We start from the raw sequence: 16,528 nt of genomic DNA, 5'->3' as shown, positions 1-16,528 counted from the left end.
CCGAGGTTGGAGGCCGATCGAATCCCGTGAGTTCGAATGAACGCATTTGAAGACACAGAATTCAAGAGGATGGTCGCCGTATCCACGGCGGCGCACTTGGTGGCATTGGGGCTCACGCTGATGACAACGACGCTTGCTTCGCGCCGATATCTGGACGCCGCAATCCCGGGTCCCATGAACGTCATGTGGGCCACCACGGTCAAGATGCCCAAGGCCACGGCCCCCAATAAACTGCCCGGACCGATCGTGCCGCCCGACGTTCCCGCGCCCGTAAAACCGGCCGAGGCCAAGGTGGTGATGCCCGAAGACAAGGCCAAGGTCGACCGAGCCGCCGCGAAGGAAAAAGCGGCGGCCGACGAAGAAGAAAACGCCCGACGAAAGGCCATGGAGGAAGCCTTGGCTTCGGTACGTCGCGAACCCGAGACGCGCCCGGGCCCGCGGGCCGATAATTTTCCTTCCGCCGGAAAAGGCGCCGCCGAAGGGCTCCCGGCCGGACCGGGGGGTGTCGGGGGAATCTTGGGGGGAAATCCGATCTTCGGCGGATACAAAAGACAGGTTCAGCAGGCGATCACGAACAACTTTGTGTGGATTCAACGGCGGGACGACGCGAGAAACAGGCTTCGCGCGGAGATCAGTTTTCGGATCGACGCCGGCGGGAACATTCTCGAGTCGGCCGTGAGCACCACTTCCGGAAATCCGGCTTTCGATTCCGCGGCGTTGCGGGCGATCCGAAAATCTTCTCCGCTCCCTCTCCCTCCGCAAGAATTGGCGGAGGATGTCATGCGGGAACAGTTTGTCATCATCTTTGTTCCGGAGATGAAATGAGACGCGGGTCGGTTTTCGCGGGTTTCTTTGTGCTTTTGGGGCTGCTCCCCTCTCCCGCCTCGGCCAAAATCTATATCGACATTACGCAAGTATCCGATCGGTCCTTTCCCATCGCCATCGTCCCCCCCGTTCGGGTTCGTGGCGACGAGGATCCGAACCTCATGGGTGAACAGTTCGCCCGAAAACTGCGGGACGATTTGGAATTGATGGGACTGTTTCGATTCATCGAGAAGGGAGCTTTTCTCGAGGATCCGAACAAGAAAGGATTTGCCGTCCCCGACATCGATTTTGCCAGCTGGACGGTTTTGGATGTTCTGGCTCTGACGAAAGGGTGGTATCGCGTGGAAGGCAAACGCCTCACGATCGAGCTGCACCTCTTCGATGTCTTGCTCCGGCAGGAACTGACGGCCAAGCGTTATGAAGGAACCGTTTCCGACGTCCCCAAGATCGCGCACAAATTCGCGAACGAAATCATGCGCGTGCTCGCCGGAGAGGAGGGGGTGTTTGATACCCGAATCGCCTTTATCGGAAAGCGAGCCGGACACAAAGAACTCTACGCCATGGACTTCAACGGCGACAATTTGGAACAGCTCACGGATGATCGATCGATCGTGCTTTCCCCCGCGTGGGATAAAGACGGGCGTTCGATTTACTACACTTCGTTCAAAGGCGGTAAAACTCCGCAACTTTGGAAGTACGATCTTCGACGAAAAGACACGTCGCGCGTGGCTTCCATGCAGGGAATGGTGATCGGCCTTTCCCTCTCCCCCGTCGAAAACATTTTGGCCACCACACTTACCAAGGACGGGAATTCCGAGATTTATTTGCTGGAGATGGACGGCCGAACCCGGGATCGACTGACGAACAACCGGGAAATCGACGTCAGCGCCTCGTTCTCGCCCGACGGAAGGACCCTCGTATTTGTCTCGACACGGGATGGATCGCCTCAGATCTACAAAATGGATCGAAACGGCCAAAACGCCCAGCGGCTGACGTATAAAGGAGCCAACAACACGACGCCGGTCTGGTCCCCGCGCGGAGACAAAATCCTCTTCGCCGGAATGGACACCGACGGACAGGTAGATGTTTTTTCAATGAACATCGACGGTTCCGGCATGGTCCGTCTGACGTACGACTCGCGCAACAACGAGGAACCCTCCTGGTCGCCCAACGGCCAGCTGATCACCTTCACGTCCAATCGAAAGGGATCGTATCAAATCTATGTGATGCGCCCGGACGGATCGAAACAGATCCAACTGACGAACGGAAGTTTCGACCACCTCATGCCGAAGTGGGGTCCGCTGAACAAGTGATTTACAAGAGTCGTAAGATCGCCACGCTCGATCTCGGTACGAATTCCCTTTTAATGCTGATCGCCGAACGGGACGAGGAGGGCCGAGTCACCGTAATCGCCGACGAGAGTGCGATGCCGCGATTGGGCGAGGGTCTTCGTGCTACGAAGCGGCTGGGAGATCACATCATTGAACGCGCTTGTCGTTCGATTCGGGAATTCGTCCTACAAGCAAAGGAGCTCGGGGTGGAGGAAATTCTTATCACGGCGACGAGTGCGGTGCGGGAGGCCGAAAACAGTTCGGCTCTTCTTACCCGTATTCAGGAAGAGGCCGGAATCGACATCGAAGTCCTTCCTCCCAACGAAGAGGCGCGGCTGACCTATCTCTCGGTGACCACCGAACCGGGAGGCGACGCCCGCTCGATGGTGGTGGACATCGGCGGTGGATCCACCGAAGTGACGTGGGGAATCGGACACCGATTCGACGGCGGCCGCAGCCTGGATGTCGGCACGATCAAGGTGCTGGAGGGACATCTCAAATCGGATCCGCCCTCGGAAGCGGAACTCGACGCCGCCCGAGCGGAAATCGACCAGCGGCTGTCGCGCGTGACCCCTTTGGGAACGCTGGATCATTATTACGGAACGGCGGGCACATTTACCCACCTGGCTTCGGTTGATTTGCAATTGAAAGAATATCATCCCGACAAAATCGCCGGTCACAAACTCGATCAAAAAACGGTGAATCGCTGGGTGGATACGCTCTCACGGATGACGGCGAAGGAACGACTTTCGCTCCCCGGCCTGGATCCGCGCCGCGCGGATGTCATCCTCTCCGGTTCGCTGATCATTGAACGGCTCTACCCGAAATTCGGAAACGACGTTTTTGAAGTGTACGACCGAGGCATTCGGTTTGGAAAGCTCTTCGAAAAGTTGCGGAATTTCGTTCCCCCGGTTCGGTTCTCGTAATTCGCTCCCGTTACGTCGAACAAATAACGTCAAATTATGGAGTAGAGGATGTACCGAGGCGACGGAGGGCGATTTTGGGAATTTCGTACGTGGGATCAAGTTGGATCGCTTGGCCGTACCATTTTCGCGCGTTCTTTACCTCGCCGGTTCGTTCATAAAAATAACCCACATTGTAGGAAACCCGGGCCACACGGGGATAGAGACCGTAGGCGCGCTTTAAAAGCTCCTTCGCTTCGACAAATTCCCCCCGCTCCGTCAAACGAACGGCAAGGTTATTCAGCATGGAGAAGTGGCGGGGATTCCTCTGCAATCCATCCCGATAAGCTTCGATCTCTTGGGAAAAACTTCCGCTTCGGTGATAGTGCCATGCCAAAAGAAAATAGGGCGCTTCATTCGACGGGTCCCGCTGGATGGAACTCCGGTAAAGTGTCTCTTCGTCTCGCCACTCCCGGTTTCTCGCCACCGTGACCAAGGAAAGTACGAGAAGCAGACACCCGATCCAGGCCCCCAATCGTGGAACCGAGACCCGCTTTTCCAAACCCTCGATCGACGCGGCAAACAGCAAAGCGATCCCAACCATCGGGAGATAAAAGTATCTCTCCGCGATCGTTCCCACCAGGTCCAGTACAAGCGCTGCTGGCACAAGCGGAGCCAACAGGAAAAGAATGCCGAGAACAGCGGCGGTGTTTTTTCGGATCGCAAACATAAGACTCGCGATAAGGGCCGTTATCAGAGCAAACGGTAGGGCCGCCGACATCCAAGCGAAGGAGCGCGCCCGATAGGGGAACAGGAAATCCGAATCCGCCGGAACGAACAAGAGTAACAAGAAACGTTTTGCAAGAGCGAGAGCATTTCCGAACAACTCCGGCGATAACAATTCAAAGAAAGAGCGACGAACAATTTCGTTTCGCCAAAGGAAACACCCGATGAAAACGCCGATCAATACGGCGCACGGACTCTTCAACCGAGCGGCCGTTTCGCGCCGATCGCCGGAGGAAATCAGAAGCGCGGCGATTCCCGCAATGGGGACGAGAACGAAACTCTCCTTTGAAAAAAGTCCGAGCGGGAGGGTGAGCGCGTAGAGCCCGATCCAAATCGGAGAAGGAGATTTCAACCATTTCAGGAGCGCATGAATATTGCACAATGCCAAGAGAGCCAGGAGGAGATCCTGGCGGCCGCCGATCCAACTCACCGCCTCGACTCCCAACGGATGGACGGCAAAGAGCAAGCCGCCCAGGAGAGAACTTGATGAACCCAGAAACGTTCGGAGTAACGCATACAGGAGTACGCAATTCACCGCATGAAACACGTTATTGATGAGGTGAAAGCCCCACGGCCGAAGCCCGAAAAGGAATTGATCCGCCATCCACGACATCATCAACACCGGGCGGTAGATATCCGACCGGGTCGTTTCCTCGGAGGTGGATTGCCAGACGGTTGTCGTCAAAATTCGCGGGATATGTTTTGCGGAACGAATGTAGGGATTCTGTTCCACATGATAGTGGTCGTCCTGAATCCATGTGCCGTCCAAGTTGCTGAGGTAGAGGAGGAGCGGGACGAACCAGCAGAGCAGAATCCGCCGCCGTTCCATCCGCGAATCGAATGTTTGAGCCGCCAAGGAGAAGGAGTCTAGCCGGAAATATCTCGAAGCGGAATAACGGGAATCACTTCGCCCGCAGGAATTTCCGCTCGCGAATCCTCCAATACGAGAAGGGCGTTGGCGCGAACAACGGAAGTGAGCAGATGAGAGCCTTGTTTACCGGATGGCCGGGCGAGAAGAGATCCTTTATTGAATCGAACGATCCCCTGTATGAAGAAAGTGAGACCCGGCTTCTTTTTCTTGATCGGTTCTTCGAGCATCGCGAGGCACGTCGGGTGTTCGAACGGCTCACAGCCGAGCATTTTCCTCAGCGCCGGCCGGACAAACATTTCGTACGTCACGAACGTAGATACGGGATTCCCGGGCAACGCGAATACCGATGTCCGCTTCGGTTTCTCCCGAACTCCGAACAAAATCGGCCGGCCGGGACGGATCGCTACCTGGTGAAAAACGACCTGAACGCCGAGTTTTTCCAATTCGTCTCGGACAAAATCATATGTCCCGACCGAAACTCCCCCCGACGTGATCAAAACGTCGGCGTCCAACCCTCGCGCCAGCGCCGAATGGAGAAGCGAACGATTATCTCGGGCGATCGGAAGCTGCTCCGCCGTTCCCCCGTCTCGGCGGACGGCGGCCGAAATCATCGGACCGTTTGAATTGAAAAGAAGCTTTTCTCTTTCCGAAAAAGCAGCTTCCTCGGCTTCCACCAACTCGTTTCCGGTCGGGAGAACGGCGACGATGGGACGCTTAGCGACCTGGACACGATGAACACCCAAGTAGGCCAACATTCCGAGTTCGGGGGGCCCAAGCCAAGTTCCCGGCCGGAACAGTTCATCTCCTTTCCTTAGATCTTCCCCCAGTGAACGGACGTTGTCGCCCGATCGAGGTTTCTTCGTGAGACGGATCCGCGCCTCCCCCATGGGCTCGGTATCCTCAGTTCGAACGACGGCATCGGCGCCGGAGGGGATCTCCCCGCCGGTCATGATTCGAATGGCGTGATGGGGCGAAAGAGAACGGCCTCCGGCTGAACCGGCGGCGACTTCACCGATGACGTCGAGTTCCATCCCTTCGCTGCATTCGCCCGCCCGCACGGCAAAGCCGTCCATCGCCGATTGGGCATACGGAGGATGGTCCCCCTTGGAGCGGATATTTTCAGCCAGAACCCGGTCTAATCCGTTGGCGGACGGAACGAGTTCCGTCGGCGCGGCTTGAGTTTCTTTGAGAATTTTCTGAACCGCTTCCCGCCAAGGGATCATTGGCGGCTCCAAAAGGATGCGGTTATACTGATTTCGGCCATTCTCGAATTTTCCGACTGGCCGCACTCTAGAGGAAATTAAGGATGACGGTCAAACCGCGCGCATTCACACTGGTCGAGTTGATGATCACGTTGGTCATTGTCGCGATCCTTCTTTCCGCCGGCCTGATCACGATGCGCGGATACATTCCCAAACAACGTCTCTTATCCACCGTGTCGGGGCTTGAGAACCTGCTCTCAAGAGCGCAATCGGAGGCCACGGCGCGAAGCCACTGGACCTGTATTAAGTTCTCGACCAGCGGCCCGCTCACAGCCGAGCTCTGGGTCGATGAAAACAGCAATCATGCGGGCAATCTTTGCGGCGATTCTGCAGCACCCGCGGCGGATATTCTGATCTCCAGCCTGCCGTTTAAGCCTGACATCGATTTCGCATCTTGTTCCGGTACCCCGGCAAACGTCGACAGAACTTGCATCATATGGTTCGACAACACAGGTTCACCCAAGCTTTGCGCAGCCTGCCAAAGTGTATCCACGACTGCGTGTGTCGACCATAGCTTCCAGATCATTCTGAAGAACCCGAATCTTGAAGCCACGGCGCGGGCACGAGAGATCGAAGCGCTCAGTGGCGGATTGATTCAGACCGTAAAACCGGGAGAAAAAGGCCTCGTCGGAACATCGGGCGCCGGAGCAATATTCGCGAGAATCCCCCCGGTGCTAAGCGATGCCGGAGCTTGCGAGTAATCGAAGCATCGACAAATACGGCGTTTTCTGCATTAATACGGCGTTGACGTCGGCTCATTAAAGAGATAAGGCCGGCACCCCAAAAAACATGAGCATGTATATTCACAAAGCGCTGTTGACGTACAAATATCTCCGTAATGTGGCGCAAAAACGGCCCATTTCCGTGAATTTGGAGATCACCAAGCGCTGCAACGCCACCTGCGACTTTTGCGACTATTGGAAAACCACGAAAGAGAACGTCATTGACGATTACGGTCCGGTCCTCAAGCCGATCGATCCGATGATGGTGAACATTACGGGCGGTGAGCCGTTGTTGCGGACGAATCTTCCCGAAATCATTCGGGGAATCAAACGGGCCGTCCCGATCAGTTACGTGGCCATGATCACCAACGGCTCTTTGATGACCATAGAAAAGGCCAAAGAGCTGAAAAAGGCCGGACTCAACCAGATCTCCTTTTCCGTGGATTCACTGGATGAGCAGCACGATAAGAGCCGCGGAATTCCCGGCCTGTGGAAACATCTGGAAAGCCTGATTCCCCAAGTCGCCAAGCTCGGGTTCGATTCCATCGGATTCAACTGGATCATTATGGAAGAGAACTTCAGCCAGACTCTGCTGGCCGCGGAAAAGGCCCGCGAGTGGGGCGTCCGCATTTCGTACACGTCATACTGCGACCTCAAAAATATGAACGACACGCATTATCTGTCCGAGGAAAATCTTTCCCGTTTCCCGGGCGTCATCAATCAGATTCTTCAATTTAAACGCCAGTACAAGAACGTTCGGTCGTCGGATTATTTCCTTTCGCTCATGCCGAGATATTACGGGCATGACCAGATCGACGGATGCCCGGCCGGCTTGCGATGGGTTCAGATCACGCCCGAAGGATGGTACAAGCCCTGTTCGGAATTGCCTCCCGTCGTCTTTTGGAAAGACTACGATCACCGCAAGAGTTTTCAGCAACAGGAATGCACCCTTTGTTGGTACGGTTGTCGCGGCGAGGCCCAAACGCCGGTCGATCTCAAGCGAATTCGCGAGTTTCTCTGAGCCGCCGATTTTGCACACTCGCTCTTTTGTGGGGAGCCCTTTCTTCTTGCTCGGGCGGCCAGGAGGGCGAAGTCCTCCTCTTGGATGCCCGCGGCGGTTCCTCGAACAAGACGCTTACCGCCACCGCGTCCGATCAAAATTATATGCTCGTGGCCTTTTCGGCCCCCACGTCCGCTCCGACAGGCCAGTCGACGTATCGCATCGACTTTACCGCGTCGGCGGCGCAGGTTTCCTCACGACCTTCCACTCTTCAGCACAGCCCCGTTGAACCTTCTCTGGAACTTGGGGCTGCAAAGCTCATGGGAGACATGAAACTCGAGGTGCAACGTTATCGCGACACGGTCGCGCGTTTCGAAGAAGCCGGGCGGACATTCCGCAAGGATCCCAATCTTCTCCGTCGGTTTTATGACCGCCGGGCTTCCCCCGCAATACGCGGGATTTCCATCCAGCCGACCATCAACATTTTTTCGCCTTTCGCCGGGGAGGAAAATACATCCATACAAGGCACGTTACGGGCGGATTCGGATGACGCCGCGTTTTACATCGACAGCCGGGTGAGCGCGTCAGTGGACCAGTCGGCGATTGACAGCGCCGTCACGGCTTTTTCGACGATCTCTCTCCCCCGGCTCCATGCCCTCTTCGGGACGGAATCGGACATCGACGGAAACGGAAAGGTGATTGTCTTTTTCTCGGACGAAGTTCGAATCGGAAGCGAAGAGCTCGGATTCTTCCGACCGATCGATCTGCTTCCCGCGGAAGCGGGAAATCTCATAAGCAACGAAGGCGAGATCTTGTATGTTCTGATACCGGATGCCTCGAACCCCGTTCCCCTCGTCAACGCGACGGTCGCCCACGAGATGCTTCACCTCATCAATTTTTCCGAAAAGACGTTGCCGCTTTACACCTCATCGGGCGGAAACCTGATCGATATCGAGGACGTCTTCTTGGCGGAGGGGATGGCGCACCTTGCCGAAGATCTTGTCGGCTGGGGGACCTGCACGCCCCTCTTGACGAAGTTCTACCTCGAATGCCTGGAGCATACGTCGCTGGCCGGATCCGGATCGCCGGTCGTCGCGGGAAAAGATTTCTGCGAAACGGTGGCGGGGAGCGACGACAGCCTGGCCCGGCGAGGCGGAATGACGTTGTTTCTCCTGTATTTGTTCCAACAGCAGGGCGGGGCCTCGTACTCAGCCACGAACGCGGGCGACGTTACGGGTGGCGGAATTACATTTCTGAAAAAACTGGCTTCCTCCGCTGACACTGGAATCGAGAACATTCAAAGCTCGTCCGCCAGAAGTTTTTTCAATTGGTACGCCGATTTTGGCGCCCTGCTTGCGCTCGATAACACCGACTACTTGGGACGCGACCCGAAATATAATTACCAGCCTGAAGTTAAAGATCCGCTCACCGACATGACGCGCAATATTCGGCTCCGCGGTACGCGAATCGACATCGACGGTTCTTCGATCACGCTCGACGGGCCCTTGATCCAGGAAAGCGCGACGGCAGGGAATTCCGCGGCGATCAGCCGATCCCTTTTTCTCTCCGGCGCCCATGTCCTTCAGCTCCTGGCGCCCGCAAACGCCCAGACGGTCATCACCCTTCAGGGCGAAACCAATCTGGATCTCGGCTTGAGCGTGATTCCCCTCCGTTAACGCACTGCATAAGTCCCTGGATTCGCTGGGAACTTCCCGTCCCACCCCAGGCGAACTGATCAACCCACATGCGCCGCGCCGACACTACCTAAGACCCCGATATTATATGGAAAATATCGGCGCCTCGTTGGTACGCCGCTTGAATACCTATTCCCAGACAACAGGAGACGAAGCCATGAAGAATCTTTCCCAGAAAAATTCACTGAGCAGCGAGCTCGAGGCCGTGTTCGACGAGTGCCGGGAAAGCATCAGCGAGGCGGTACGGGAGTATCAGGATGATATCTGCTCCGCCATCCAACAGCTCAGAAACGAATTGGACGACGAAACTGGAACTGCACACTGAGCTGGGGCCCAATCCTTGGAATTCTTCCGCTCCCCACGCCCGCTCCGAACCTGCGCCACCGGCATCCATTTCAGACAACACCGGGAATGAATCGATATCGTACTTTGCGGCAATATTCGCGGTACGCGGGATCTTTTTTGAGGTGCCGTTCCTCGGTGATCGCCCGGAGAATGTAAATGACGTTCCAGCCCACGATCGAAAGAATGTTGGAGGGATTCGTTAAACTTGGAAGGCTCTCCAACCACCAGGAGAGGTTTTTGGCGGCATAGGCCGGGTGCCGGATGAATCGATACGGGCCGTGGGCGACGATCCCGCGATGCGTGAGATTGCTCGCCTTGAACCAGAGCGCGATCGAGGCCCACAGGTAAATCAGCAGGCAGGTCAGGACGCCGATATTCAACGTCGCGCGGAAAAGATCGGGAAGAACGACGTTGGCGTATTTCCGACTCAGAACAACGTCGGTCGCCATGTTAAACGGCGGATAACAGGCCAGTGTCACCGTCCATCCAAGCAGCGTCGGCTCGACGGATCGAATCCGGCTTTTGAGCCAGGGCAGTTCGACGGCATAACCGAACGCAAAAATCATCGTATCAATCAGGAAGATCGTCTGGTTTACAAGCGAATAGCCGCTACCCAAAACCCAGTCTTGCAGCGTAAACGAACTTAAGGACGGACTCCGCTGAAACCAGCCCACAATGAACGTCGTGTGCTCCCAAAAAAAAGAAGTCATGAGCGGCAGGTAATAAAGCTTCACCAGAAGACTCAGAAGCGTCAGCCGAGCGTGGAAGGAACGAAAAGCGGGCCGGATTCCGTGCCAACCTCCCCGTCGAAGTCTCCGGACAAGCGCTAGAACAAGAAGCGGCTTTGACCCGGAATCGTACCGCCGCTCGGGATGGCGAAGAAACGTCAGGAGATAGAGCGGGAGCGGCACCACCCAGTAAAGAAAGAGGATCAGAGTCCAGAGAAAGGGCATTCGAGAAAGGACGCGGGATTGGAAGAAGGGATGATAGAGCGCAACACCAAACACAAGTGTGGCGAGAATTCCGATGACGAAGGAGCGAACGACAGCCGCGCGCACAAGGCCCGATCGTTCCCGTTTCAACAGCCGCCCCGTCACTTCTTTTCAACCTCTCTGGTAGTCATTTTCCCCTGATTCCAAAGCCGATCCAGCTCGTCGGCGGTTAGCTCCGCAAGCTCCTCTCCCCGCTTCCGCGCTTCTTCCTCCATCCACCGAAACCGTTTTTCGAACTTCTCCGTAGCCATGCGGAGGCTCGATTCGGCGTCCACCTTCAGGTGCCGCGCGAGACTCGTGAGCGCATACAACAAATCGCCCAACTCCTCTTCCGTCTTTTTCAAATCACCCTTTGCCGCACGCAGTTCGTCCATCTCTTCTTCCACTTTTTTCCAAACGCCTTCGGCGTCGGGCCAGTCGAAGCCGACACCCCCGGCCTTTTCCCCCATGCGCGTGGCGCGCAGAAGCGCCGGCAGAGCCTTGGGAATTCCATCCAAAAGGTGTTTTCGCCCTTCCAGCTTCTTGATCTTCGCCCATTTCTCCAGAACCTCGTCGGGCGTGGAAGCCTCGTCCCCTTTGTTCCGCCGGAAGACATGTGGATGACGGCGAACGAGTTTTTCGTTGATCGAATCGATCACCCCTTCGACGTTGAACTGATTTTTTTCCTCTCCGAAGCGGGCATGGAACACCACCTGAAGGAGAAGATCTCCCAGCTCCTCGGAGAGTTTCTTGGGATCCCCTTCGTCGATCGCTTCGACAACTTCGTACGCCTCCTCGATGCAATACGGACGGATCGATTCGGGCGTTTGCTCGCGGTCCCAGGGACAGCCGTCCGGTCCGCGCAGGCGGGCCATGATTTCCACCAAACGATTGAACTTTTCACCCGCGTTCACGCAAAATCTCCTCTCGAAAACGCTGGCTCTTTGGCTCCCGCCCCAGCGTATGGGTCACAAAGGCATCCAGCGTCCGGCGGATGGAGTCTTCCTCGCCATGCTCCATCGACTCGCCCGAGTAAAGATGCCGAACCGTCGCGGAGTCGAGCCAACGCCCTTCTCCCCGTTTGCGGCAGCTCTGACACGAAATACCGCCCTGTTCGAAGGAAAAGAAGAGCGGATTCCCCTGCGGCGGGCGGCCGCACTCGATGCAGACATTCCATCGGGGTGAGTAGCCGCAAAGTTTGAGAAGTTCCAAATCCAATTGTACGGCGCGGTCCGACGCCGCGGGATCGCGCTCCATGGCGGCCAGCGTCTCTCTCCACCAAACGAACAGCCGGTGTTGCGGATCTCCCTCGCCTCCCAAGGACCAAATGCATTCCGCCAGATAACTTGCCGTGGCGAACGCCCGCAGGTTCGACCGAACCGAGAAATGAGGGTCGATCAATTCGATTTTTTCCAGCCGCCATAAATGTTCATGAGCGGCCCGCGGCGGGCGGAGGTCGGCTCGAACGTATGAAAAAAGATCCAGCCCGCCCCCGAAACGTTTCACGCTCTTTCGGGCGCCCGAGGCGAAGACCGAGAGTTTTCCACGCAGATCGGTCATCAACCCCACGATCAGGTCGGCTTCGCCGTAAGGCACCTGCCGAACGATGACGGCCTCCATCGATTCGAGAGGCCGACTCATGATCGCCTTCGTCCCCGTTTGCCGTCGAGACCGAATGCCAAGAGCGGAGGAGCCGTCGCCGAGATCTGAAGCCGCTCACCGATAGAAAACGGGTAATGAATATGTGCGCCGTCCAAATAGATTTTGCCCGCGCGCATTTTGGAAAAAACGACAAGCGAATCACCCGGCCGGACAATCCCGCCGGCCAAACGAAATCGCTTGCCGGTGGGGTGGTAGATTTCCCGCACGAGAAACTGAAACGCCCGGGATCGAATGGGCAACCTTCTTCCACCCGCGGCGCCGGTCGCGGCTGTCGAGCCGGCGGGGGGAGAAATCCAGACGCCCGAGGACTTGTGTTCTTCCCGGATTCCTCGCAATTGCATGATGTACCGGGAGGTCGCGGCCGGGTTGGCGTGACAGATCAAGACATCGTTGAGCACCTGCACCGGCAGCACTTTTTTGTCCATACGGACCCGGAGCCGCGCCAACTCCGTCGGGTGCAAGCGATCTTCGCGAATGGAATCGAGAATCCGCTCCAGGCGCCTTGCCGTCGTTCCGCATAGAAATCCGACGCTCTCCTCCGGGTTTGAATTGATTCCGAGGATCGGGCGATGGATCACGCTGTGAGAGGCTTCCAAAAACGTACCGTCCCCTCCCACGGTAAGCACCAGGTCCGCTTTCCGCTCCGAAAATCCCTGCGCCCGATAGATAAACTCGACGGCGATGCCGCGGCGGCGAAGAACGCTCCGAACGTGACCCAACACTTCCGTGTGCGCCCGATGGCTTCGGACCAAACGCCCGACTACGCCGTGTTTCTGTCGAAGGAGCTTCAGGAACCTCCGGTCGCGCCGCTCCCGCGCATAAACCTGGTACGAACTCTTCTTATATACGACCACGACGCGGCGGAGCTTCATGCGCTCCCCCGAGCAATCGGCATCCGACGACCGACCCCGAAAGCTTTGGCCGACAACCGGAGTCCGGGCGCCGCCTGCCTTCGCTTAAATTCGTTTCGGTCCACCAGGTCGATCACCCGTTGAACCGTCGCGCGATCGAATCCGGCGCCCATAATCTCTTCCACGCCGGCCATTTCCTCGACGTAGAGCCGTAAAATCGGATCGAGAACGGAATACGGCGGCAAGGAATCTTCGTCTTTTTGATTCGGCCGAAGTTCCGCCGAGGGAGGCCGGGTGAAAACCCGCTCGGCAATCGCGTTCCATTTCCGGTTGAGATGACGCGCCATTTTGTAAACCTTTTCCTTTGGCAGATCGGAAATCACGGCCAGCCCTCCCGCCATGTCGCCGTATTGCGTGCAATATCCCACCGCCAGTTCGGATTTGTTCCCGGTGCTCAACACAAGAGAACCAAATTTATTCGACAAGGCCATCAAGAGATTTCCCCGAACGCGCGCTTGAATATTTTCCTCCGTGACATCCCGTTTTTTCCCGGAAAATGCATCGCTCAGTGCTTCTTCATACGATTGCGCGATCGGGTCGATCGGTAGGGTCAGAAACTCAATGCCCAGTTTTTTCGCCAGCGATTCCGCGTCCTCCCGGCTCATTGGACTGGTAAAGCGTGACGGCATCGAGACGCCCATTACGTTCTTGGGTCCCAAGGCTTCCACGGCCAATAATGCAACCAAAGATGAGTCGATCCCGCCGGAGAGACCCACCACCACCTTTTGAAATCCGCACTTCCTTGCGTAATCCCGAAGACCCATGACCAACGCCCGAGACATCCACTCCTGTTCTTCCTCGGGCCAGTCGCGGAATTCCCCCTGCATCAAATCCAAATCCATGAAAACCAAATCCTCTTCGAACACCTTCGCCCGGCAGAAAATTTTCCCCCGTGCATCGGCCGCGAAGCTTCCGCCGTCAAAAAGAAGCTCGTCGTTCCCTCCAACCAGGTTCACTAGAAGGATCGGAAGGCGAAGATCTTCGATCAGACCGTCCACCAGTTTCCGGCGAACCTGCTCTTTTCCATCGTGATACGGCGAAGCGGAAATATTGATAATGAGTTCGGCCCCCATTTGTTTGAGCTCTTCCGCCGGATTTCGGCCATAGAGCTTCCGCCCCAGAATCGATTCGTCGTTCCAAATGTCCTCACAAATCGTGATGCCGATTTTCCGATCGCCGATCTTGACGACGTCGACATTCCTGCCGGCATCGAAATAGCGAACCTCATCGAACACGTCGTAGTTGGGCAGCAACACCTTTCGATGGATGAACTGGATCTTTCCACCTTCCACATAGGCGGCGGCGTTGGCCCTTCCCTTCCCTTCCTTTCCGCCGGTGTCGACGAAACCGACGATGAATTTTTCTTTCGGATGGTCGGCGGCCAAGCGATCGAGCGCTTGCCGGCTTCGCCGAACGAAACCGTCTTGGTCCAAAAGATCCTTGGGCGGATAACCGACGATCGCCAGTTCGGGAAAAACGACCAATTCCGCGCCGCGGACCGAGGCATGTTTCAGATAGCGATCGATCCGTTTGCAGTTTTCATCGATCGCACCCGTGGACGTATTGATTTGTGCCAGCGCCACGCGCATGGCGCGGAGGATATCACTCCTTCCCCGCGACGGGAAACGGCGACAGGGGTTGCACGCGATGGTACGATTTCAGCCGTGTTGGATGTCCACGCGCATTTTCTCCCCGCTCTCGACGACGGAGCGAAGACGGTCGGCGACTCGGTGGGTATATTGCGCGGCCTATCGGATATTGGATTTACCCATGTGGTCGCCACGCCTCATTTTTATCCGGGTCGATATACGCCCACCGCTGCATCTATCCGCGAAGCCGCGGAAAAGGTCAGGGAAGCGATTCGGAAGGAAGGCATTTCCATCGAGATTCTCCTCGGCCGCGAATGCCTTTTGGATTACGAGCTGCTTTCGGCGCCGGAGCGCGAGACGTTCCCGTTTGATTGGAAGGGGAAAAAATACCAATTGATCGAGCTGCCGCAGATCACCGTTCCCAAGGCCGCCGCCACGTATCTTGAGACGCTCCATGCCGCCAAAATCCTTCCGCTCCTCGCCCACGCCGAACGATACAACCGAATTATCCGCGATCCGGAGCGGGTGCAGGAATATATCGACATGGGTTTTCGAATTCAGGTGGACCTCATGAGCTTTCCGAAGTCGGCGCACCGAGCGCTTCGGTCCGCGGCGATGGCGTTTTTGAAGGCCGATCGAATCGATTTGGTGGCCACCGATATTCACCGCCCTTCGCAGCTCCCTGAAATTCGGGATGCCGTGGAATTTCTTCGAAAGGAATGTGGGGATGAACGCCTGGAGCGCCTCTGCACTCTTCCTTAGTATCTCAGCTTCGGTCTACGGAAGTTTTCCCATTTTGCCGCTCTATGCCCAGGACGCGTTGGGCTTTACTATCGTCCTGGATCCCGGCCACGGCGGGAGCGATACCGGCGTGCAAATGGGCGCGATCTCGGAGAAGACGGTCGATCTGGAAGTCGCCAAGCGCACCGAGCAACTCCTGTCCGGTCGATCGGACATCAGCGTGTTTCTCACGCGCCGCGACGACTACGGTCTTTCTCTCGACGAGCGGAGGCGTCTCGCCAATAGTCATCGTCCGGGAATTTTTGTGAGCCTGCACATGGCGGGGGCGCCCGATCCGGTGGTTCGAGGAGCGAGGATTTACGCCTTAAGCTCGGTGTCCGTACTTCGGGAAGATCTCGTCATGCCGCTCATGTCCGCTCACCAGGCGTATACCCAAGAGTCCTGGCGATGGGTTTCGGCGTTGACGGACCAGTTCTTGGAGGACAATCCCGAAACGACGATGCAAATCTCCGCTCTGCCGTTGGCTCCGCTTTTGGGGATCACTATGCCGGCGGCTATGGTGGAGCTGGGCTATCTCACCTCCACGGAGGGGAACCGATGGGAAAACCCCGCGACGTGGGACCGGGCCGCAACGATGCTCGTCGCAGCTATTGACCGTTTTCGCTCGCCGGGCAACAATCCGTCGCCATGAGATCTCCCGGACGCGACGAACTCGGCCTGCGACCTCTTTTGATCGAGCCGAATTACATTAAATATCCCGAGGGATCGTGTCTGATCCGCATGGGCAACACTTGGGTCCTCTGTTCCGCTTCGGTGGAGGAGAGTGTCCCCCCCTTTTTGGAAGGGAAAAAACGGGGTTGGGTCACCGCCGAATATTCCATGCTTCCGCGGGCGACGCACACCCGAAAACGGCGGG

General features: G+C 56.8%; 17 protein-coding genes. 10 read left to right on the top strand and 7 right to left on the bottom strand.

Annotated elements, in window-relative coordinates; translation table 11 throughout:
* The first annotated feature begins 36 nt into the window (after window positions 1-36).
* From tolA to VI895_03905, 3 genes are read left to right on the top strand one after another with little or no spacing between them, the layout of a single operon-like run.
* Window positions 37-825, top strand: coding sequence for a cell envelope integrity protein TolA (tolA, locus tag VI895_03915; protein ID HLG18949.1), 789 nt, complete (start codon window positions 37-39; stop codon window positions 823-825).
* Complete coding sequence (tolB, locus tag VI895_03910; protein HLG18948.1) at window positions 822-2,138, top strand: Tol-Pal system beta propeller repeat protein TolB; 1,317 nt, start codon at window positions 822-824, stop codon at window positions 2,136-2,138. Before tolA ends, tolB begins: the two co-directional genes overlap by 4 nt.
* Complete coding sequence (locus VI895_03905) at window positions 2,117-3,082, top strand: Ppx/GppA phosphatase family protein (GenBank protein HLG18947.1); 966 nt, start codon at window positions 2,117-2,119, stop codon at window positions 3,080-3,082. The genes tolB and VI895_03905 overlap by 22 nt, the downstream gene beginning before the upstream one ends.
* Before the next feature lie 34 nt (window positions 3,083-3,116).
* On the opposite strand, the gene VI895_03900 is transcribed toward VI895_03905, so the two are convergent.
* The gene (locus VI895_03900; protein ID HLG18946.1) at window positions 3,117-4,700 is read right to left on the bottom strand and encodes a glycosyltransferase family 39 protein; all 1,584 of its coding nucleotides are present in this window, start codon (window positions 4,698-4,700) and stop codon (window positions 3,117-3,119) included.
* Between the two features lie 11 nt (window positions 4,701-4,711).
* Window positions 4,712-5,938: a gephyrin-like molybdotransferase Glp gene (gene glp / locus VI895_03895; GenBank protein HLG18945.1), complete on the bottom strand. Its 1,227-nt coding sequence runs from the start codon at window positions 5,936-5,938 to the stop codon at window positions 4,712-4,714.
* An 83-nt stretch (window positions 5,939-6,021) separates the two neighbouring features.
* On the opposite strand from glp, the gene VI895_03890 reads away from it, so the two are divergent.
* From VI895_03890 to VI895_03875, 4 genes are all read left to right on the top strand, one after another.
* Window positions 6,022-6,678 (top strand): type II secretion system protein, encoded by a 657-nt coding sequence (locus tag VI895_03890; protein ID HLG18944.1) that lies wholly within the window; start codon window positions 6,022-6,024, stop codon window positions 6,676-6,678.
* A gap of 88 nt (window positions 6,679-6,766) precedes the next feature.
* Window positions 6,767-7,720, top strand: a complete 954-nt coding sequence (locus VI895_03885) for a radical SAM protein (protein ID HLG18943.1) — start codon at window positions 6,767-6,769, stop codon at window positions 7,718-7,720.
* A gap of 26 nt (window positions 7,721-7,746) precedes the next feature.
* Entirely contained in the window at window positions 7,747-9,375 is a 1,629-nt protein-coding gene (locus VI895_03880; protein HLG18942.1) for a hypothetical protein, read from the top strand.
* 106 nt (window positions 9,376-9,481) lie between these two features.
* The gene (locus VI895_03875) at window positions 9,482-9,718 is read left to right on the top strand and encodes a hypothetical protein (protein HLG18941.1); all 237 of its coding nucleotides are present in this window, start codon (window positions 9,482-9,484) and stop codon (window positions 9,716-9,718) included.
* Between the two features lie 70 nt (window positions 9,719-9,788).
* On the opposite strand, the gene VI895_03870 is transcribed toward VI895_03875, so the two are convergent.
* From VI895_03870 to VI895_03850, 5 genes are read right to left on the bottom strand one after another with little or no spacing between them, the layout of a single operon-like run.
* Window positions 9,789-10,835 carry a methyltransferase gene (locus VI895_03870; GenBank protein ID HLG18940.1) on the bottom strand — a complete coding sequence of 349 codons (1,047 nt, stop codon included), beginning with the start codon at window positions 10,833-10,835 and terminating at the stop codon, window positions 9,789-9,791.
* Window positions 10,832-11,623, bottom strand: coding sequence for a nucleoside triphosphate pyrophosphohydrolase (gene mazG, locus VI895_03865; protein ID HLG18939.1), 792 nt, complete (start codon window positions 11,621-11,623; stop codon window positions 10,832-10,834). Before mazG ends, VI895_03870 begins: the two co-directional genes overlap by 4 nt.
* Complete coding sequence (gene recO / locus VI895_03860) at window positions 11,610-12,350, bottom strand: DNA repair protein RecO (GenBank protein ID HLG18938.1); 741 nt, start codon at window positions 12,348-12,350, stop codon at window positions 11,610-11,612. Before recO ends, mazG begins: the two co-directional genes overlap by 14 nt.
* Window positions 12,347-13,243 carry an NAD(+)/NADH kinase gene (locus VI895_03855; protein ID HLG18937.1) on the bottom strand — a complete coding sequence of 299 codons (897 nt, stop codon included), beginning with the start codon at window positions 13,241-13,243 and terminating at the stop codon, window positions 12,347-12,349. Before VI895_03855 ends, recO begins: the two co-directional genes overlap by 4 nt.
* Entirely contained in the window at window positions 13,240-14,871 is a 1,632-nt protein-coding gene (locus VI895_03850; GenBank protein HLG18936.1) for an NAD+ synthase, read from the bottom strand. Before VI895_03850 ends, VI895_03855 begins: the two co-directional genes overlap by 4 nt.
* A 75-nt stretch (window positions 14,872-14,946) precedes the next feature.
* Between VI895_03850 and VI895_03845 the strand changes: the two genes are divergently transcribed.
* The 3 genes from VI895_03845 to VI895_03835 form a co-directional block, all read left to right on the top strand.
* Window positions 14,947-15,633, top strand: coding sequence for a CpsB/CapC family capsule biosynthesis tyrosine phosphatase (locus VI895_03845; protein HLG18935.1), 687 nt, complete (start codon window positions 14,947-14,949; stop codon window positions 15,631-15,633).
* Window positions 15,599-16,303: an N-acetylmuramoyl-L-alanine amidase gene (locus VI895_03840; GenBank protein HLG18934.1), complete on the top strand. Its 705-nt coding sequence runs from the start codon at window positions 15,599-15,601 to the stop codon at window positions 16,301-16,303. Before VI895_03845 ends, VI895_03840 begins: the two co-directional genes overlap by 35 nt.
* Window positions 16,300-16,528 (top strand): ribonuclease PH (locus VI895_03835; GenBank protein HLG18933.1); only part of this gene is annotated, 229 nt, incomplete at its 3' end. The genes VI895_03840 and VI895_03835, both read left to right, overlap by 4 nt.

The organism is Bdellovibrionota bacterium, assembly GCA_035292885.1.
In the GTDB taxonomy this organism is placed as follows: domain Bacteria; phylum Bdellovibrionota_G; class JALEGL01; order JALEGL01; family DATDPG01; genus DATDPG01.
This window is presented reverse-complemented; position numbering and strand designations above follow the sequence as displayed.